Origin of the sequence: Methylobacterium sp. WL1, from assembly GCF_008000895.1 — a bacterium.
Taxonomy (GTDB): Bacteria; Pseudomonadota; Alphaproteobacteria; order Rhizobiales; family Beijerinckiaceae; genus Methylobacterium.
This window is the reverse complement of sequence record NZ_CP042823.1, coordinates 2,729,993-2,748,506: the sequence shown is the minus strand read 5'-3', so window position 1 is coordinate 2,748,506 and position 18,514 is coordinate 2,729,993. Positions and strand designations below refer to the sequence as shown.

The window sequence follows — 18,514 nt, the reverse complement described above, 5'->3', positions numbered from 1 at the left end:
GAAGGACGCGGACATGAGCGGAACTGCCAGCACGTACGTCCCGAAGAGTCGCGTCGCCAAATGGTTCGAGGCACGGCTGCCGATCGCCGGGCTCGTGCACTCGTCCTTCATCGCCTATCCGGTCCCGCGCAACCTCAATTACTTCTGGACCTTTGGGGCGATTCTGGCCGCCTTCCTGGGAATCCAGATCGTCACCGGCGTCTGGCTGGCGATGCATTACGAGCCCTCCGCGACGGGGGCGTTCAACTCCGTAGAAAAGATTATGCGCGACGTGAATTACGGCTGGCTGCTGCGCTACGCGCACGCCAACGGCGCGTCGATGTTCTTCGTGGCGGTCTACGTTCACATGTTCCGGGCGCTGTACTACGGGTCGTACAAGGCCCCGCGTGAGGTGCTCTACATCCTCGGCGTGATCATCTACCTGTTGATGATGGCGACCGCCTTCCTCGGCTACACGCTGCCGTGGGGCCAGATGAGCTTCTGGGGCGCCACCGTCATCACCAACATCCTGGCGGCGATCCCGGTGGTAGGCGACACCATCCAGACCCTGCTGTGGGGCGGCTACTCGGTCGGCAACCCGACCGTGAACCGTTTCTTCTCGCTGCACTACCTGCTGCCCTGGATGATCGCCGGCGTCGTCGTGCTGCATGTCTGGGCGCTGCACGTCACCGGCCAGAACAACCCGGCCGGCATCCCGATCAAGTCGGGCAAGGACGCGGTTCCGTTCACCCCCTACGCCACCGTCAAGGACGTGTTCGCCACCTGCGTGTTCATGATCCTGTTCGCGTGGTTCCTGTTCTACCAGCCGAACTACCTGGGCCACGCCGACAACTACATCCCGGCCAACCCGGCGGTGACGCCCGCGCACATCGTGCCCGAATGGTACTTCCTGCCGTTCTACGCGATCCTGCGGGCCGTCCCGAGCAAGCTCGGCGGCGTGATCCTGATGTTCTCGGCGGTGATCATCCTGGCGTTCGCGCCGTGGCTGGACTGGTCGCGGGTGCGCTCCTGCAACTACCGGCCGATCTACCGCCAGTTCTTCTGGGCGTTCATCGGCGCGACCTTCCTCCTGGGCTGGCTCGGATCCCAGCCGCCGGAGGGGGGCTACGTGATCGCGTCGCAGATCTGCACGGCCTATTACTTCGCCCACTTCCTGATCGTGATGCCGCTGTGCGGCCTGTTCGAGACGCCCAAGGCGCTCCCGGCCTCGATCCTGGAGAGCGTGACCGGGCCGGGCAAACAGGTGAGCGGATCGGGGATGCCGGCGGGCGCCGCCGCCGCTCCGATTACCAAAGGCTGACGGGGTGACGACGGAACCATGATGATGACCCGCGTCCTCTCGACGACCGCTGCCGCCGCCCTCGCGGCGCTGCTGATCGGCGCCGTGCCGGCCTCCGCCCAGGAAGGGCATGGCGGCCCGGTGCCGGGCCGCGTCAACTGGAGCTTCGCCGGCACGTTCGGCCGCTTCGACACCGCCCAGCTCCAGCGGGGCTTTCAGGTCTACAAGGAAGTCTGCTCCGCTTGCCACTCGATGAAGCTGGTGTCCTTCCGTAACCTCGCCCAGGAGGGCGGGCCGGACTTCTCGGCCGCGCAAGTCAAGGCGCTGGCCGCGACCTACCAGGTGAAGGACGGCCCGAACGATGCCGGCGACATGTTCGACCGGCCGGGTCGGCCGGCGGACACGTTCCCGCCGCCCTTCCCGAACGACCAGGCCGCGGCGGCCGCCAACGGCGGCAAGGCACCGCCGGACTTCTCGGTGATCGCCAAGGCGCGGACCTTCTCCCGCGGCTCGCTGTACTTCCTCACCGACTGGCTGCCGCTGATCGGTTATTCCGAGCAGGGGCCCGACTACATCCACGCCCTCCTCAACGGCTACGAGGAGGCGCCGAAGGACTTCACGGTCCCCGATGGCGGCCACTACAACAAGTACTATCCCGGCCACATCATCGCGATGCCGCCGCCGATCACCGACGGCCAGGTCACCTACGCCAAGAACGACGCCGGCCAGCCCGTGGTCCCCGAGACGGTGGACCAGTACGGCAAGGACGTCTCGGCCTTCCTGATGTGGGCGGCCGAGCCGCACTTGATGGACCGCAAGGCGCTTGGCTTCCGGGTGATCCTGTTCCTGATCATCATGTCGGGGCTGCTCTACTACGTGAAGAAGAAGGTCTGGGCCGATGTCGGCGGCGAGGTCCACGGCCTCCAGCCGGAGCTGCACAAGACCTTCTGAGGCGCCGCCTCACCGATCCTGCCGGGTGGGCCTCCTTCGGGGGGCCCATCTTTTTTGCGCTGGGACTGCGTGCTACCGGTCGGCGAACGCGACGGTCCGCCTCCCGGCAACGCAGATGCCCTCCACCCCCTCATCCTGAGGTACCCGCGTCGGCGGGCCTCGAAGGCGGGCTCCAGGGTTAGCCGCTGACGCCGGAGGCCTCCGCTCCGCTCCGGCACCTCACGATGAGGTCGCGGATTGGACGAACCTCACGAAAGGGAAACCGGCATGACGGCAGCGGTGCTCGGGGTGATGGGCGGGTCCGGGGTCTACGACCTGCCGGGCCTGGAGGACGTGCGCGAGGAGCAGGTCGCATCGCCCTGGGGCGAGCCATCGGACGCCCTGCGCATCGGGCGGATCGGCGACACCAAGATCGTGTTCCTGGCCCGCCACGGGCGCGGCCACCGGTTCTCGCCGTCGGGCATCAATTACCGCGCCAACATCGACGCGATGAAGCGGGCGGGCGTGACGGATCTGGTCTCGCTCTCGGCCTGCGGATCGTTCCGCGAGGAGCTGCCTCCGGGACTGTTCGTGCTCGTGGATCAGTTCGTCGACCGCACCCATGGGCGCGCGTCGTCGTTCTTCGGCGACGGCTGCGTGGCCCATGTCTCGCTCGCGCATCCGGTCGGCCCGACCCTGCAGGCGCACATCGCGGCGGCGGCCAAGGCCGAGGACATTCCCGTCCATCGCGGCGGGACCTATGTCTGCATGGAGGGCCCGCAATTCTCGTCGCTCGCCGAATCCCGCGCCTACAAGGCACAGGGGTTCGACGTCATCGGCATGACCAACATGCCCGAGGCGAAGCTCGCCCGCGAGGCCGAGATCACCTACGCCACGATCGCCATGGTGACCGACTTCGATTGCTGGCACCCCGGCCACGACGCCGTGGACGTCGCCGCGGTGATCGCCGTGGCCCGGGCCAACGCCGACAAGGCCGCCCGGCTGGTGGCACGGCTCGCCCGCGATTTCCCGGCCACGCGCGAGCCCTGCCCGGCCGGTTCGCACCGGGCGCTGGACGGCGCGATCATGACCGCGCCGGCCGCCCGCGACCCGGCGGTGCTGGCCAAGCTCGACGCTGTGGCGGGCCGGGTGCTGAACGGCTAGGGCGGCGTCGCCCTTTCCATTCCGAACGAAGTCACACTAGAACGCCCGCGCGGCCGCAGGCCGGCCCCGACGCAAAGTCCTCATAAAATGCGCAGCGCCTCCATCAGCCGGAAGACCGCCGAGACCGACATCGCGGTTAGCGTCGGCCTCGACGGGACCGGGCAGTCGAAGATCGCCACCGGCATCGGCTTCCTCGATCACATGCTGGACCTGTTCGCCCGGCACGGCCTGTTCGACCTGGAGGTCAAGGTCGACGGGGACCTGCATATCGACCAGCACCATTCCGCGGAGGATTGCGGCATCGCGCTGGGCCAAGCCTTCGCCAAGGCGCTCGGCGACAAGCGCGGCGTGACGCGCTACGCCGACATCCACCTGCCCATGGACGAGGCGCTGACGCGGGTCTGCGTCGACATCTCGGGGCGGCCGTTCCTGGTGTTCCGCACCACGTTCAAGGTGGAGAAGATCGGGCAGTTCGACACCGAGCTGGTCCGCGAGTGGTTCCAGGCCTTCGCGATGAATGCCGGGCTGACGCTGCACGTCGAGACCCTGTACGGCGACAACGCCCACCACATCGCCGAAAGCTGCTTCAAGGGCCTGGCCCGCGCCTTGCGGAAAGCGGTCGCGATCGATCCCCGCGAGGAGGGACGCGTTCCCTCTACGAAGGGCTCCCTGTAGACCGTCGTTTCGTCCTTGAGTTTGCACCGTCCCGAAAACATCGTTCGGGATAGCGCCGGAGCCGGGAGACCCGCCATGCGGATGCGCAGCTACACGCTCCACCTGCCGATCGATGCGCGGCCGGGCGAGTCCATCGGCCTCGACAGGGCCGTGCTCGTGCCAGACGGCTTTGCTTGGCCGTCCTTCGCCTTCGGCGTGCTGTGGTTCCTGTTCCACCGCCTCTGGATCGCGGCGCTCATCGTCCTGGCGGGGTTCCTGGCCCTGGCCGGCATCGGCCATCTGCTGGGATTGCCGGCGGGGATCGCCACGCTCGTCACGCTGCTGACCTCCTGGCTGGTCGGCCTCGAAGCCTCGAGCCTGCGCCGCTGGACCCTGGCGCGCCTGGGATGGCCGGCCCGGGATGCCGTCATCGCCGCTACCCCCGAGGAGGCTGAAGCCCGGGCCCTCAACCGCTGGCTCGATTCGAGCGCAGCGGCGCCGCGGGCGCCGTTCCCGGCCGGGCCGACCCGACGCACCGAGCCGGTGATCGGCCTGTTCCCCGCGCAGGAAATCGCCCGGTGAGTGTCACGTCGAGACCCGCATGAGTACCGAGACGGTCGCGATCATCGATTACGGGTCGGGCAACCTCCATTCGGCCGCCAAGGCGTTCGAGCGCGCCGCGCGAGAGAGTGGGCGCGACGCCCGGATCCGCCTGACCTCCGACCCGGCCGTGGTGGCCGCCGCCGACCGCGTCGTCCTGCCGGGCGTCGGCGCCTACGCGGATTGCCGGCGCGGGCTCGATGCCGTCCCCGGCATGGTCGAGGCAATGACCGAGGTGGCGCAGGTCGCCGGCCGGCCGTTCCTGGGGATCTGCGTCGGCATGCAGTTGCTCGCGACCCGCGGGCTCGAATACGAGACCACGCCGGGTCTCGGCTGGATCCCGGGCGACGTCGCGCCGATCCGCCCGTCCGATCCGGCGCTCAAGATCCCCCATATGGGCTGGAACACCCTGCTGGCGGCTCGCGACCACGCGCTGCTCGCCGGCATCCCCACCGGGGAAGACGGCCTGCACGCCTACTTCGTGCACAGCTTCGCGCTCGCCGCCGCGCACCCGGAGGACGTGGTCGCGCAGGCCGAGTACGGTGGGCCGGTCACCGCCATGGTCGCCCGCGGCAACATCGCCGGAACGCAATTCCACCCCGAGAAGAGCCAGCGCCTCGGCCTGGCTCTCATCGCGAACTTTTTGAACTGGCGCCCCTGAGCGGGCTCCGGCTTCGGCCAGAAGGAAACGACCACCCGTGATCCTGTACCCGGCGATCGACCTGAAGGAAGGGCGCTGCGTCCGCCTCATCCAGGGGGATATGGCGCAGGCCAAGATCTTCGGTGACGATCCGGCCGCGCAGGCCGCGACCTTCGAGGACCAGGGCTTTCCCTGGCTGCACGTGGTCGATCTCGACGGCGCCTTCGCGGGCGCGCCGCGCAACGCCGCCGCGGTCGATGCGATCCTGGCCCGGGTCGGCATCCCGGTGCAGCTCGGCGGCGGGATCCGCGAGATGAAGACGCTCGAGGGCTGGCTTGCGAAGGGCGTAGCCCGGGTGATCATCGGCACCGCCGCCGTGCGCGATCCCGCATTCGTCCGGGAGGCGGCGCGCCTGCATCCCGGCAAGATCGCGGTGGGCATCGACGCCAAGGACGGCCGGGTGGCGGTCGAGGGCTGGGCGCAGACCTCCAGCATGACCGCCGAGGAGCTCGGCCGCCGGTTCGAGGATGCCGGCGTCGCGGCGATCATCTACACCGACATCGCCCGCGACGGGATCCTCAAGGGCCTCAACGTCGAGATGACCCTGGCGCTGGCACAGGCCGTGCGGATCCCGGTGATCGCCTCCGGCGGCCTCGCCTCGATCGACGACGTGCACCGCCTGCTCCAGCCCGATTGCGCCCTTATCGCCGGCGCCATCACCGGCCGGGCCCTCTACGACGGCCGCATCGACCCGCAGGCCGCCCTTGCGGCGATCGCGCAGGCACGCGGCCCGGCGGCGTGATAGGTTTGACGATCGACGCCCATCGACCCAAGAAGTTGTCATGGCCCACCGCGCACCAGTCGGAACGGCCTACCAAGACGACTTCTACGCCTGGACGCAGGATCGGCGCGCTCTCCTGCGTGCAGGCGCCGTAACGGGGCTCGACGGGGAGACTCTCGCTCAGGAGATAGAGTGCTTAGGCCGGATTCAATTCGCCGGCTTGATGGGCGCCTTGCGGGGGGTACTCGCGACCGTGCTCACGGTCGACGACGGCTCAAGCGCGCATAGCCGACGCGATGCAATCGATATCGCAAGGCACCGGAACCACGTCTCCGACGAACTTCGTGACATCCCAAGTCTCAAGAACCGGCTGGGCGATGCTGTCGGGCGGGCTTATCGATGCCCCCGCCTTGAAGCCGCGGACACGACAGGTCTCGCCTTGAGGCACTTCCCACAAGCCTGCCCCTACACGTATCAGGACATCATGGATCGGCCGTTCGCGATCGATCCCGAAACCTGATCGGACCGCCGAGGGCTCGTGCTCAAGACCCGCATCATCCCCTGCCTCGACGTGAAGGACGGGCGCGTCGTGAAGGGCGTCCGCTTCGAGGGCCTGCGCGACGCCGGCGACCCGGTGGAGGCGGCCAAGGTCTACGACGCGGCCGGTGCCGACGAGCTGTGCTTCCTCGACATCACCGCCAGCCGCGAGGCCCGCGGGACGCTGCTCGACATCGTCAGCCGGACCGCCGAGGCCTGCTTCATGCCCCTCACGGTCGGCGGCGGCGTCCGCGCGGTCGAAGACGTGCGCGGGCTGCTCCTGGCCGGTGCCGACAAGGTCGCGATCAACACCGCCGCCGTGAAGGACCCGAACCTCGTCGCCCGCGCGGCTGAGAAATTCGGCGCGCAGTGCATCGTGGTGGCGATCGACGCCAAGCGGGTCTCCGGCGCCGGCGAAGCCGCCCGCTGGGAGATCTTCACCCATGGCGGCCGCGATCCGACCGGCATCGACGCGGTGGCGTTCGCCCGCCTCGTCGCCGGGAAGGGCGCAGGCGAGCTGCTGGTCACCTCGATGGACAAGGACGGCACGCGCTCCGGCTACGACCTCGCGCTGACGCGGGCGATCAGCGACGCCGTGACCGTCCCGGTGATCGCCTCGGGCGGGGTCGGCGGTCTGGACGACCTCGTGGCCGGCGTGGCCCAGGGCGGCGCCAGCGCCGTGCTGGCCGCCTCGATCTTCCATTTCGGGCAGGCCAGCGTGGCCGAGGCCAAGGCCCATATGGCGGCGGCCGGCCTCGCCATGCGTCTCGACGGCCCGGCATCCTCAGCGAGAGCGCCCCTGTGAGCAGCATTCTTCTGGCCAACGCGACCCTCCTCGACCCGGCGACGGGCCACGAGACGCGGGGGGCCGTTCTGGTGCGCGACGGCCGGATCGCCGACATCGCCGAGGGGGCCGCCCCCGGAGTTCCGGCGGAGGCCACGCGGATCGATTGCCGTGGGCGTGTTCTCACCCCGGGCCTGATCGACATGCGTGCCTTCGTGGGCGAGCCCGGGGCCGAACACCGCGAGACCCTGGCTTCGGCCAGCGCCGCCGCGGCGGCGGGCGGCGTCACCACCCTGGTCTGCATGCCCGACACCAACCCGGTGATCGATGGCCCGGCGATCGTGGACTTCGTGCTCCGCCGCGCCCGTGACACCGCGTGCGTCAACGTCCTGCCCGCGGCCGCGATCACCAAGGGCCTGGCCGGCAAGGAGATGACCGAGTTCGGCCTGCTCCAGGAAGCGGGCGCGGTGGCATTCACCGATGGCCTGCATGCGGTCGGCAACGCCCAGGTGATGCGTCGTGCGCTGACCTACGCCCGGGATTTCGATGCCCTCCTCATGCAGCATGTCGAGGATGCCGACCTGGTCGCCGAGGGCGTCATGAACGAGGGCGAACTCGCCTCGCGCCTTGGGCTGATGGGCATCCCCCGGGAGGCTGAAACGGTGATGCTGGAGCGCGACATCCGTCTCGTCCGGCTGACCGGCGCCCGCTACCACGCGGCCATGATCTCGACCGCCGATTCGGTGGAGATCGTGCGCCGGGCCAAGCAGGACGGGCTGCCGGTGACCTGCGGGGTCTCGGTCAACAACCTCGTTCTGAACGAGAACGACATCGGCCATTACCGCACCTTCTGCCGGCTCTCGCCGCCGCTCCGCGACGAGGCCGACCGGCACGCCATGGTGCAGGCCCTGAACGAGGGCGTGATCGACGTCGTCGTCTCCGATCACAACCCGCAGGATGTGGAGACCAAGCGCCTGCCCTTCGCGGAGGCGGCCGACGGGGCGCTCGGGATCGAGACCCTGCTCGGCGCGTCCCTGCGGCTGGTCCATACCGGCGACCTCGCGCTCGCCAAGCTCGTGGCGGCGCTCACCGTCAACCCGGCCCGGATCCTCGGCCGCGAGGCCGGCCGGCTGGCGGTCGGTGCGCCCGCCGACCTCGTGCTGATCGACCCCGATCTGCCCTACGTGCTCGACAAGCGGCGGCTCAAGTCGCGCTCGAAGAACTCGCCGTTCGATGAGGCGCGCCTCCAGGGCGCCGCGGTGCTGACGCTGGTCGGAGGCCGGACGGTACACGCCCTCGACGATCTGGCGGCGGCGGCATGATTTTCCCGGACCTCGCGACGCCGGCCGTCCTCGGCGGCCTGGCCCTGGGTTATGCCCTGGGGGCGATCCCGTTCGGGCTGATCCTGACGCGCTTCGCCGGCCTCGGCGACGTCCGGGCGATCGGTTCAGGCAATATCGGCGCGACCAACGTGCTTCGCACCGGCCGGAAGGGTCTCGCCGCCGCGACCCTGCTGGGCGATGCCCTGAAAGGAACCGCCGCGGTGCTGATCGCCCGGCAGTTCGGCGAGGGACCGGCGCTCGCCGCCGGGCTCGGAGCCTTCCTGGGCCATCTCTTTCCGGTCTGGCTCGGCTTCAAGGGCGGCAAGGGGGTGGCGACCTTCATCGGCGTGCTGCTGGCCTTCAGCCCGCCGGCTCTGGCGGCCTTCGCGGCGATCTGGCTCGGCCTGGCCTTCGCGCTGAAATACTCGTCGCTGGCGGCCCTGGCTGCCTCCGCGGCAACGCCGCTCGTGCTGTGGGCGCTCGGCGCGCCGACGCAAGCTGTGCTGTTCCTGCTGCTCGGCCTGCTGCTATGGTGGAAGCACGCACCCAACATCCGCCGACTCGCGGCCGGCTCAGAGGGGCGTATCGGCCAGAAGGGCTGAGCCGTCACGGGCGACGGCGTGATCCCGAGGAGGGGGCGCCATGCAGCTCAGCGACGCCCAGCGCCTCGACTGGCTGCGGCTGATCCGGACCGAGGGCGTAGGCCCCCGCAGCTTCCGCTCGCTGATCAACCGGTTCGGCGGCGCCGCCGCAGCCCTCGAAGCCCTGCCTTCGCTGACCGGGCGGCAGGGGAAACGCATCGAGCCGCCGAGCCGGATGCAGGCCGAGGACGAGGTCGCCGCGCTGGCACGCCTCGGGGGTCGGCTGCTCGCCACCGGTGAACCGGACTTTCCGCGCCTGCTTCAGGTTACCGACGCGGCCCCGCCGCTCATCGCGCTGCGTGGCGACCCCAGGATCCTGGCGCGGCCCGCCATCGCCATCGTGGGGTCGCGCAATGCCTCGACCGCGGGGCTCGCCTTCACGGAGCGGCTGGCCCGGGGCCTCGGCGAATCCGGTCTCGCAGTGGTCTCGGGGCTCGCCCGGGGGATCGACGCCCGCGCCCACAAGGCCAGCCTGCACACCGGCACCGTCGCAGTGATGGCCGGCGGGCAGGACCGGATCTACCCCGCCAGCCACGCGGCCCTGGTCGACGCGATCCTGGGGGAGGGCGGTGCGGTGCTGGCCGAGATGCCGATCGGCTGGGACGCGCGCGGCCGCGACTTCCCACGGCGCAACCGCATCATCTCGGGCTTGGCCTACGGCACGATCGTGGTGGAGGCGGCGCGCCGCTCCGGCTCGCTGATCACGGCGCGCTACGCCCTGGAGCAGAACCGCGAAGTGTTCGCCGTCCCGGGCTCCCCGCTCGACCTGCGGGCAGAGGGCACCAACGATCTGATTCGCCAGGGCGCGACCCTGGTGGCCGACATCGACCACGTCCTCGCCGTGATCGGCCCGATCATCGATCGCGGCCCAGATCCCGATGCAGCCCCCGCACGGGACCGGCCGGACTTCGCCGAGCAACCGGATTTCTGGGACGAGATCGATCTGGATCGGCGGGCGGACCTGCTCAACGACAGCACCAGGATGGCCGCCGGTCCCGACGCGCCGGCGGTCGAACCGGAGGAGCCTACAGACGACCGCCAGAGAATCATCGCCCTGCTGGGGCCGTGCCCGATTGGGACCGACGAGCTCGCGCGCAGCGCCGGGGTCGGCGCCCGGGTGGTGCAGACGGTGCTGCTGGAGCTGGAGCTCGACGGCCGGATCGAGCGGCACGGCAGCGGTGCGGTCTCGCTCCTCAGTCGTTGAGTGCGTCTGCGTCGGAATCCGCGAGGTTGCGCATCACGTCGAGGCAGCCCTGCAGGATGTAGGCGGCGGCGAGCTTGTCCACGAGCTGGCCGCGCCGGGCCCGGGAGGCATCCGCCTCGATCAACGCCCGGGTCACCACGGCCGTGGACAGGCGTTCGTCGAAGAAGACGTGCGGGATGTCGATGATCGGCCTGAGGTTGCGGATGAACGCGCGGGTCGATTGCACCCGCGGCCCCTCGCTGCCGTCCATGTTCAGGGGCAGCCCCATCACCAGGCCGCCGACCGCGTGCTGCCGGCACAAGGCGGCCAGGCGCTGCGCGTCCGGGGTGAACTTCACCCGGCGGATCGTCTCGAGCGGGCTCGCGATCTGGCGGCCGAGATCCGACAGGGCGAGCCCGATCGTCTTGGTCCCGAGATCGACCCCGATCAGGCGCGCGCCACCGCGCGATGCGGCCGCGAAGGTGCGGATCTCGTCGAAGTTCATAGCTCCGCCTGATGCATCGTCCCGAACGGTGGTCGCCAGTTTTCGGGACGATGCCGCATAAAAACTGAGAGCATCATTCAGGATTCCGACCCTGGGCGATGCTCTAAGCGACCCCGGCGCCCCGCGCCAGCGTGGCCTCCGAGATCCCCTCGAACCCGGCGGGGAGCGGCGCCGCCCCGGGGCCCAGGACCAGGGCGGCGGAGGGTCCGGTCACCCGGGTGAAGAAGTCGGCCAGGCTCTCGCCGCCAAACCGCACCGTCTCGAGGTCGGGCGCGAGCAGCCAGATGTCGTATTCCTCTCCGGTGCCGGAGACGTCCCAGAACAGGATGCTGCCGTCCTCGCCGGCGCCGAAGAAGCACGCGCGCTCGATCACCGCCGGGTCGCCGTCCTCGACATCGAAGCGGTGCGGTTCCCCGCCATCCTCCAGCATCGCCACGGCGTTGCCGACGCTGATGGCGATCACCCCGGCCTGGGTGGCCAGATCGCTGGCCTCGTACGGCGACGGAACGGCGATCCGGAACTGCCCGCCCGCCAGGCCGATGCCGCAGGTCTCGCAGAAGCTGCGGTAGGAGGCGGGCAGGGGGAAGCCCAGCTCCGCCGCGGTACGGTCGAGGTCGGCCCCCTGCGCCGTGAACCCCGCCGCCAGGCTCGTGAACACAGACTCCCACATCACAGCCACTCCACCGTCCACAGCGTTAACGCTCTCCGTAGATCGACCCGGATGCGCCCGGAGCCGTTCGCGAATAGGTAGGTTAAGACTTCGTTAATCCACACTCCGGGTATCGCCATGACGACGATCGGCCAGCCCTGCACTCCGGCCCAGCCCAGCCGCAAACGATCCGTGACCCGCAAGCATTGCTGGATGTTGGTCCTGGCCTTCGAAGTCCTGGTCTTCGGCGCCTCGCAATCGGTCTTCCGGCCCGTGCGCCCGGCCGGCATCACCATCGAGATGTCGGTCACGCCGAACCACGTGGTGACCTAGCGCATCGCGCCGGGCAGCGGAACCGGCACGATGCGCTAGATCGTTGGTCCGCATCGTCTTTTCCGAAATCCAGCCGCTACCGTCCGGAAAGAGGCGTTCGGCGCGCCTCTCGCCCGCCATCCTGAGGGGCGGGCCGGCTCTAACGCCCGCGTTGCGGCGCGTCGAACCGCAGTGCTATAGCGCGGCCGGCGCCGGGGCTGCCTCCCGGGCAGGGACGAACGGGACGGCATGTCGGTCGACGAGAAGACGGTTCGGCGCATCGCGCATCTGGCGCGGATCGCGGTCACCGACGACGAGGTCGGTCCGCTGCAGGGTGAGCTGAACGCCATCCTGGCCTTCGTCGAGCAGCTCGGCGCCATCGACGTGAGCGGCGTCGAGCCGATGACCTCGGTCACCCCGATGGCGATGAAGAAGCGCGAGGACGTGGTCACCGAGGGTGGCCGCGCCGCGGACGTGGTCGCCAACGCCCCCGAGACCGAAGACAATTACTTCCTGGTTCCGAAGGTCGTCGAGTAGGCTGCATCCAGCCTTCGGCGAAGCTAACATTCTGGCGGGCATGCGCGCCGTGGCGCGCGAGGACGGGAACAGCGTGGATCCGAACGAACTCACCCTGGCCGAGGCGCGCGACGCCCTCAAGGCGAAGCGGATCTCGGCCCGCGAGCTGACCCAGGCCCATCTCGACGCGATGGCCAAGGCCCGCGCCCTGAACGCCTACATCCTGGAGACGCCGGACCGCGCTCTCGCGATGGCGGATGCCGCGGACCAGAAGTTCGCGGCCGGTGCGGCGCGCCCGCTCGAAGGCATCCCGCTCGGGATCAAGGACCTGTTCTGCACCGAGGGCGTCACCACGACCGCGGGCTCCAAGATCCTCGAAACCTTCGTGCCGCACTACGAATCGGCTGTTTCGGCAAACCTCTGGCGCGACGGCGCCGTGATGCTGGGCAAGCTGAACCTCGACGAATTCGCCATGGGCTCATCCAACGAGACCAGCGCCTATGGCAACGTGGTTTCGCCTTGGCGGCGCAAGGGCTCCGAGGCGCAGCTGGTGCCGGGCGGGTCCTCCGGCGGTTCGGCCGCCGCCGTGGCGGCGCGGCTGTGCCTGGGCGCCACCGCTACCGATACCGGCGGCTCGATCCGCCAGCCCGCCGCCTTCACGGGCACGGTCGGGATCAAGCCGACCTACGGCCGCTGCTCGCGCTGGGGTACGGTGGCCTTCGCGTCCTCCCTCGACCAGGCCGGCCCGATCGCGCGCACGGTGCGGGACTGCGCGATCCTGCTCGGCTCGATGGCCGGTCCGGATGCGCGCGACACCACCTGCGTCGACCTCCCGGTGCCAGACTTCGAGGCCGCGGTCAGCCGCGGCGTGAAGGGCCTGACCATCGGCATCCCCAAGGAGTACCGGGTCGACGGCATGCCGCCCGAGATCCAGAAGCTCTGGGACGACGGCGCAGCCTGGCTAAAGGATGCCGGCGCGACGATCAGGGAGATTTCCCTGCCGCACACTTCCTCGGCGCTGCCGGCCTACTACATCGTCGCCCCGGCCGAGGCGTCCTCGAACCTCGCGCGCTACGACGGCGTCCGCTACGGCCTGCGCGTACCCGGCAAGGACATCGCCGGGATGTACGAGAACACCCGCGCCGCCGGCTTCGGCCGCGAGGTCAAGCGCCGGATCATGATCGGCACCTACGTGCTCTCGGCCGGCTACTACGATGCCTATTACGTCCGCGCACAGAAGATCCGCACCCTGATCAAGCGCGACTTCGAGGAGGCTTACGCGGCCGGGATCGACGCGATCCTGACCCCGGCAACGCCGTCCTCGGCCTTCGGAATCGGCGAGAAGGCGTCGGCCGACCCGGTGGAGATGTACCTCAACGACGTGTTCACCGTGACGGTGAACATGGCGGGGCTGCCAGGCATCGCCGTCCCGGCCGGCATCGACGGCCAGGGCCTGCCCCTCGGCCTTCAGCTGATCGGCCGTCCCTTCGACGAGGAGACGCTGTTCGCGGTCGCCCAGGTGATCGAGCAAGCCGCCGGCCGGACGACCCTGCCCGAGCCTTGGTGGGCATGACAGTCCCCTTCTATCCCTGGACGGTCTGGATCTGGGCCGCGTTCGATCCGGCGCTGATCGTGGTGGCGGTCTATCTCGGCTGGACCGCCAGCCAGTTCGGCAAGGTCTTCATTGCGGCGATCGCGGCGCTCGGATTCTCGGTCCTGTTCTCCTGGGCGGTGAGCGCGGCCGGGATCCCGTGGCCGGCGCCGATCACCCATGACGGGCCGACCTTCTTCCCGGTACGGACGATCGCCGCCCTGCTCTGGGCCATGCTCGCCTATGGCGCCCGGCGGACGATCGCCCGGCGCGCTTGATTCTTCCGCGAAGCGGCCCGTAAGTGCTTCTCGAGAGTAGGACAGCGGCACACCGCGCGATCCCATCCGCGACCGCATCCTGAGGTGACCGCGCACGCGCGCCTACCAAGGGGGCCGCGAACGAGCCCACGAGGCCGCTGCGCAGCACCTCAGGATGCGGTCGTGAATCGGATCGTGCGGAGACCGCATCACATCCTGGCCCGGACCACCATGAACGCACCTGTCGACCCCAAGAAACTGATCAAGGGCGGCCTGCACGACTGGGAGGTGATCGTCGGCATGGAGATCCATGCCCAGGTCTCCAGCCAGGCGAAGCTGTTCTCCGGCGCCTCGACCGAGTTCGGGGCCGAGCCGAACGACCACGTCTCGTTGGTGGATGCCGCGATGCCCGGCATGCTGCCGGTGATCAACGCCGAATGCGTCGCCCAGGCGGTGCGGACCGGTCTCGGCCTGAAGGCGCAGATCAACCTGCGCTCGGTGTTCGACCGGAAGAACTACTTCTACCCGGATCTCCCGCAGGGCTACCAGATCTCGCAGTACAAGGACCCAATCGTCGGCGAGGGCGAGGTGCTGGTCGACATGGCCGACGGCACGTCGATCACGGTCGGCATCGAGCGGCTGCACCTGGAGCAGGATGCCGGCAAGTCGCTGCACGATCAGGATCCGCTGCGCAGCTTCGTCGACCTCAACCGCTCGGGCGTGGCGCTGATGGAGATCGTCTCCCGGCCGGACCTGCGCTCGTCTGAGGAAGCCAAGGCCTACGTGACCAAGCTGCGCACGATCCTGCGCTACCTCGGCACCTGCGACGGCGACATGGAGAAGGGCTCGCTGCGCGCCGACGTGAACGTCTCGGTACGCCGCCCGGGTGAGCCGCTGGGCACGCGCTGCGAGATCAAGAACGTCAACTCGATCCGCTTCATCGGCCAGGCGATCGAGATCGAGGCCCGGCGCCAGATCGCGATCCTGGAAGACGGCGGCAAGATCGACCAGGAGACCCGCCTGTTCGATCCGGGCAAGGGTGAGACCCGCTCGATGCGCTCCAAGGAAGAAGCGCATGATTACCGCTACTTCCCCGATCCCGACCTGCTGCCGCTCGAGTTCGACCAAGCCTATGTCGACGCGCTGGCGTCCGGCCTGCCGGAGTTGCCGGACGCCAAGAAGGCGCGGTTCGTCAAGGATTACGGCCTATCCCCCTACGATGCCGGCGTGCTCGTGGCCGAGCGCGCCTCGGCCGACTATTACGAGGCGGTCGCCAAGGGTCGCGACGGCAAGGCCGCGGCCAACTGGGTGATCAACGAGCTTTTCGGCCGCCTCAACAAGGAGGGGCTCTCGATCGACGCCACGCCGGTCTCGGCTGACCAGCTCGGGGCGATTGTCGACCTGATCGGCGAGGGCGTCATCTCCGGCAAGATCGCCAAGGACCTGTTCGAGATCGTCTGGACCGAGGGCGGCGACCCGCGCGCCGTCGTCGAGAGCCGCGGCATGAAGCAGGTCACCGACACCGGCGCCATCGAGGCGGCGATCGACCAGATCATCGCGGCCAATCCCGACAAGGTCGCCCAGGCCAAGGAAAAGCCGACCCTGCTTGGCTGGTTCGTCGGCCAGACCATGAAGGCCACCGGCGGCAAGGCGAACCCGGCGGCGGTTAACGCCCTGCTGAAGGACAAGCTCGGCATCGCCTGAAGTGAGATCGGCAAAGCGCGCGCCGCTTGGTGATGCGACGTCCGCCTTGCCGGTTCCTGTCACCAGCCAGGGATGTCGGCGCGAGAAGTTCGAGCCCGGTCGGCGCCGTCATCTCGGGCGCGGATACTTCGTCCGGCCATCGCGGGCGGCGTTCATCGCGCCAAGTGGTGTGACCGCCGCGGCGATGCCGGGCGGTGGAGAGCCGATCGGGACCTGATGGGAACCGCGGCGGAAGCGGCGCGATGTGGGCCTTTCGCGCATTCGAAGACGAGCCATCGCTTGGCCGCTTCTGCGCCCCTGAGGCCGCCTCCGTCCGGTTGTTCGTCTGATGCCGCTGGATTCCGGGCCGAACCTGTCCCGAAGCCGTCTAGGCGGCGTCACGCTGCGGTGGAGTCATCCCTGTCTCCTCCAGCTTCCGGAAGCTGATCTGGACCAACACATCCCCGACGTGCCGGCCGTCTCTCCGGTTTGTGTTCACTATCGCTGAACACATCCGAAGATTGCGCCGCCTTCAGATGCCCGTCAACACCCGATTCCCGGTCAGGCTCGATTTTCCAAGAACCCACCCGCATCCATCGCAGCGCGGGACAGCCGAATCAAAGACTTACGGGCCGGGGCTCGGCACCGCAAAAGTTTGTCTCGTGCCCGTCTGGATCGACCGCATTTCACTGGCCGGCACCCCTGTCGTCCTCAACCAGAAACCCGATGCCGCGCTCGAAGAACTCGTCCGTGTCGCCGCGCAGCTCGACGCTATAGGCGCTCTCCGAAGCGTTTCCGGAAACCGGCTCGACATAGACATTCAGGTTCAAGATCCGGTTCGAAACCTTCTCGACCTCCCCGGTGATCGCGATGGCGGCGCCGAGCTTGCGGGCGAAGACACCGACGCAGCCGCTGCAGCGGCGTAGGTCTTGCGCTCCAGGCGACCTCGTCTTTCACCGGGTCGGTCGGCGCGACCACGGACAGACCCATCTTCCGGAGCAGGTCGCGCAGTTGGTCGCTGGTGCGTTCGAGCCGCGCCCGGTTGGCCTCGTCGCCCGGCACGGGGGAGAAGTTGGAGATTTGGACGTCGAACACCGCGGCCGTCTCGCGGGCCGCGACGGCTCGGCCCGCCGCACACAGCAGGCCTGCCGCGCTGAATACGGTCCGCAACGAGGGCGCCTCCTGATCGGCGCGCATTTCGGCCCCTTCAGGACCAACCCTGTCGAGGTCCGGGATCAGCGTCGATCGGCTTCGACCTGCGGGCCGGACGGGCCGGAGATCAGGCCCGAGACCCGGTTGCGCAGGTCCATGAACCATGTCGGCATCGGCGCGCGGCCATCACCCACCACCACGGTCGCGGTCATGCCGGCCACCAGCGGCACGTCGGCGGGCTTGCGGTCGATGCGGACGCGGACCGGGACGCGCTGGGCGAGGCGCACCCAGGTATAGACCGGGTTCACGTCCGGCAGACCCTGGGTGCTCGCCGCCGCGTTCGCCGTCGAGATACCAAGCGTGATGCTCTCGACCGTCCCCGTGAGATGCGGATCGTAGCCCATCAGCTTCACGTCGGCCGCATCGCCGACATGGATGTTGGCCATCTTGGTCTCCTCGAAATAACCGTCGATCCAAAACGAGTCCGTATCCACGATGCTGATGTTCGAGGTGCCCGTGCGGGCGTAATCGCCGACCCGCATCAGCAGGTTGGTGACGCGGCCGTTCACCGTGGATTTCACCTGGGTCCGTTCGAGGTTGACCTTGGCCTGCCGCAGCTGCGCCTGCGCGCTCTCCAGCGCCGCCTCGGCGATCTTGGCGGTGCCGGCGTATTGCTGCTTCTCCTCGACCGACGTCGACACGGTGGTGAGCGCCTGGCGCCGCGCGGATTGCGCATTCTTCACTTGGAGGTCGGCCTCGCGGTTCTTCACCTCGGCATCGGCCGAGGTGACGTTGACCTCGAAATCGATCGGATCGATCACGTAGAGCAGGTCGCCCTTCCGGACGAGCTGGTTGTCCTGCACGCGCAGCGCCACGATCTGCCCGGAGACCTGCGGGGCGACGTTGGCAACCTGCACGCGGACCCGGCCGTCGCGGGTCCACGGCGCCGCCACATAGAACTCCCAGACGAACCAGGCGGCCGCGAAGGCGACGAGCAGGATCACGCCCGTGGCGGCCAGCCGTAGGACCTTCCCGGCGCGGCCCCGCCGTGCGGTGAGGGGCGGCGGATCGGCCGGGCGCGGCGCCTCCTCGCGGTGAGCGGCTCTGGGATCGTCCTCGTCGGCGGTGGTGGCAGGCATCAGATGAACGCGATCAGGAGGGCGAGGACGCAGACGTAGATGCCGGCCTCGGCGAGCGGCGCGTTGGCGACGTAGCGGCTGAACCGGATCCGGGCAAAGACCCAACGCAGGCCGAGGAGGATCACGAAGGCCGCAAGCGCATACGCCACGAACGAGGAGACCAGGACCCCACCGATATGGATATCCTCATACATG

The 18,514-nt window shown here is 69.1% G+C and carries 21 protein-coding genes and 1 pseudogene; 17 read left to right on the top strand and 5 right to left on the bottom strand.

The features are described from left to right. Positions 1 to 13 precede the first annotated feature (13 nt). The 12 genes from FVA80_RS13350 (at position 14) to dprA (ending at position 10,536) form a co-directional block, all read left to right on the top strand. Complete coding sequence (locus FVA80_RS13350; protein ID WP_147906555.1) at positions 14 to 1,300, top strand: cytochrome b N-terminal domain-containing protein; 1,287 nt, start codon at positions 14 to 16, stop codon at positions 1,298 to 1,300. Between the two features lie 18 nt (positions 1,301 to 1,318). Further along, positions 1,319 to 2,230, top strand: a complete 912-nt coding sequence (locus FVA80_RS13345; protein WP_147906556.1) for a cytochrome c1 — start codon at positions 1,319 to 1,321, stop codon at positions 2,228 to 2,230. A 267-nt stretch (positions 2,231 to 2,497) separates the two neighbouring features. After that, the gene (locus FVA80_RS13340; protein ID WP_147906557.1) at positions 2,498 to 3,373 is read left to right on the top strand and encodes an S-methyl-5'-thioadenosine phosphorylase; all 876 of its coding nucleotides are present in this window, start codon (positions 2,498 to 2,500) and stop codon (positions 3,371 to 3,373) included. Positions 3,374 to 3,460: 87 nt separating this feature from the next. Next, the gene (gene hisB / locus FVA80_RS13335; protein ID WP_147855552.1) at positions 3,461 to 4,048 is read left to right on the top strand and encodes an imidazoleglycerol-phosphate dehydratase HisB; all 588 of its coding nucleotides are present in this window, start codon (positions 3,461 to 3,463) and stop codon (positions 4,046 to 4,048) included. A gap of 75 nt (positions 4,049 to 4,123) precedes the next feature. Beyond that, positions 4,124 to 4,609: a DUF2628 domain-containing protein gene (locus FVA80_RS13330; protein WP_147906558.1), complete on the top strand. Its 486-nt coding sequence runs from the start codon at positions 4,124 to 4,126 to the stop codon at positions 4,607 to 4,609. 19 nt (positions 4,610 to 4,628) lie between these two features. Further along, entirely contained in the window at positions 4,629 to 5,288 is a 660-nt protein-coding gene (gene hisH / locus FVA80_RS13325; protein ID WP_147906559.1) for an imidazole glycerol phosphate synthase subunit HisH, read from the top strand. 37 nt (positions 5,289 to 5,325) lie between these two features. Further along, the gene (hisA, locus tag FVA80_RS13320) at positions 5,326 to 6,069 is read left to right on the top strand and encodes a 1-(5-phosphoribosyl)-5-[(5-phosphoribosylamino)methylideneamino]imidazole-4-carboxamide isomerase (RefSeq protein WP_147906560.1); all 744 of its coding nucleotides are present in this window, start codon (positions 5,326 to 5,328) and stop codon (positions 6,067 to 6,069) included. Positions 6,070 to 6,109: 40 nt separating this feature from the next. After that, positions 6,110 to 6,568 (top strand): DUF29 domain-containing protein, encoded by a 459-nt coding sequence (locus FVA80_RS13315; RefSeq protein ID WP_147906561.1) that lies wholly within the window; start codon positions 6,110 to 6,112, stop codon positions 6,566 to 6,568. Positions 6,569 to 6,586: 18 nt separating this feature from the next. After that, on the top strand, positions 6,587 to 7,390 hold the full coding sequence (gene hisF / locus FVA80_RS13310) for an imidazole glycerol phosphate synthase subunit HisF (protein ID WP_147906562.1): 804 nt from the start codon (positions 6,587 to 6,589) through the stop codon (positions 7,388 to 7,390). Then, positions 7,387 to 8,691 carry a dihydroorotase gene (locus tag FVA80_RS13305; protein ID WP_147906563.1) on the top strand — a complete coding sequence of 435 codons (1,305 nt, stop codon included), beginning with the start codon at positions 7,387 to 7,389 and terminating at the stop codon, positions 8,689 to 8,691. Before hisF ends, FVA80_RS13305 begins: the two co-directional genes overlap by 4 nt. After that, entirely contained in the window at positions 8,688 to 9,293 is a 606-nt protein-coding gene (plsY, locus tag FVA80_RS13300) for a glycerol-3-phosphate 1-O-acyltransferase PlsY (RefSeq protein ID WP_147906564.1), read from the top strand. Before FVA80_RS13305 ends, plsY begins: the two co-directional genes overlap by 4 nt. A 40-nt stretch (positions 9,294 to 9,333) precedes the next feature. Beyond that, positions 9,334 to 10,536, top strand: coding sequence for a DNA-processing protein DprA (gene dprA, locus FVA80_RS13295; protein WP_147906565.1), 1,203 nt, complete (start codon positions 9,334 to 9,336; stop codon positions 10,534 to 10,536). Here the strand turns inward: dprA and ruvX are convergent. Both ruvX and FVA80_RS13285 read right to left on the bottom strand, forming a co-directional pair. Beyond that, positions 10,526 to 11,020 (bottom strand): Holliday junction resolvase RuvX, encoded by a 495-nt coding sequence (gene ruvX, locus FVA80_RS13290; RefSeq protein ID WP_147906566.1) that lies wholly within the window; start codon positions 11,018 to 11,020, stop codon positions 10,526 to 10,528. The genes dprA and ruvX overlap by 11 nt on opposite strands. A gap of 103 nt (positions 11,021 to 11,123) precedes the next feature. After that, positions 11,124 to 11,690 (bottom strand): SMI1/KNR4 family protein, encoded by a 567-nt coding sequence (locus FVA80_RS13285; RefSeq protein ID WP_147906567.1) that lies wholly within the window; start codon positions 11,688 to 11,690, stop codon positions 11,124 to 11,126. Between the two features lie 117 nt (positions 11,691 to 11,807). Between FVA80_RS13285 and FVA80_RS13280 the strand changes: the two genes are divergently transcribed. From FVA80_RS13280 to gatB, 5 genes are all read left to right on the top strand, one after another. Next, positions 11,808 to 12,002 carry a hypothetical protein gene (locus FVA80_RS13280; RefSeq protein WP_147906568.1) on the top strand — a complete coding sequence of 65 codons (195 nt, stop codon included), beginning with the start codon at positions 11,808 to 11,810 and terminating at the stop codon, positions 12,000 to 12,002. Positions 12,003 to 12,230: 228 nt separating this feature from the next. Continuing rightward, on the top strand, positions 12,231 to 12,518 hold the full coding sequence (gene gatC, locus FVA80_RS13275; RefSeq protein WP_147906569.1) for an Asp-tRNA(Asn)/Glu-tRNA(Gln) amidotransferase subunit GatC: 288 nt from the start codon (positions 12,231 to 12,233) through the stop codon (positions 12,516 to 12,518). A gap of 73 nt (positions 12,519 to 12,591) precedes the next feature. Continuing rightward, entirely contained in the window at positions 12,592 to 14,070 is a 1,479-nt protein-coding gene (gene gatA, locus FVA80_RS13270; protein WP_246692391.1) for an Asp-tRNA(Asn)/Glu-tRNA(Gln) amidotransferase subunit GatA, read from the top strand. Then, positions 14,067 to 14,366, top strand: coding sequence for a hypothetical protein (locus FVA80_RS13265; RefSeq protein ID WP_147906571.1), 300 nt, complete (start codon positions 14,067 to 14,069; stop codon positions 14,364 to 14,366). The genes gatA and FVA80_RS13265 overlap by 4 nt, the downstream gene beginning before the upstream one ends. A gap of 210 nt (positions 14,367 to 14,576) precedes the next feature. Next, entirely contained in the window at positions 14,577 to 16,049 is a 1,473-nt protein-coding gene (gene gatB, locus FVA80_RS13260; RefSeq protein WP_147906572.1) for an Asp-tRNA(Asn)/Glu-tRNA(Gln) amidotransferase subunit GatB, read from the top strand. A gap of 665 nt (positions 16,050 to 16,714) precedes the next feature. Here gatB and FVA80_RS31250 read toward each other — a convergent pair. The 3 genes and pseudogenes from FVA80_RS31250 to FVA80_RS13245 form a co-directional block, all read right to left on the bottom strand. Continuing rightward, positions 16,715 to 16,903: pseudogene (locus tag FVA80_RS31250) on the bottom strand (DUF2380 domain-containing protein); the annotation flags it as partial. 360 nt (positions 16,904 to 17,263) lie between these two features. After that, entirely contained in the window at positions 17,264 to 18,319 is a 1,056-nt protein-coding gene (locus tag FVA80_RS13250) for an HlyD family secretion protein (protein WP_147906573.1), read from the bottom strand. Then, positions 18,319 to 18,513 (bottom strand): DUF1656 domain-containing protein, encoded by a 195-nt coding sequence (locus FVA80_RS13245; protein ID WP_147906574.1) that lies wholly within the window; start codon positions 18,511 to 18,513, stop codon positions 18,319 to 18,321. The genes FVA80_RS13250 and FVA80_RS13245 overlap by 1 nt, the downstream gene beginning before the upstream one ends. Between the last annotated feature and the right edge of the window lies 1 nt (position 18,514).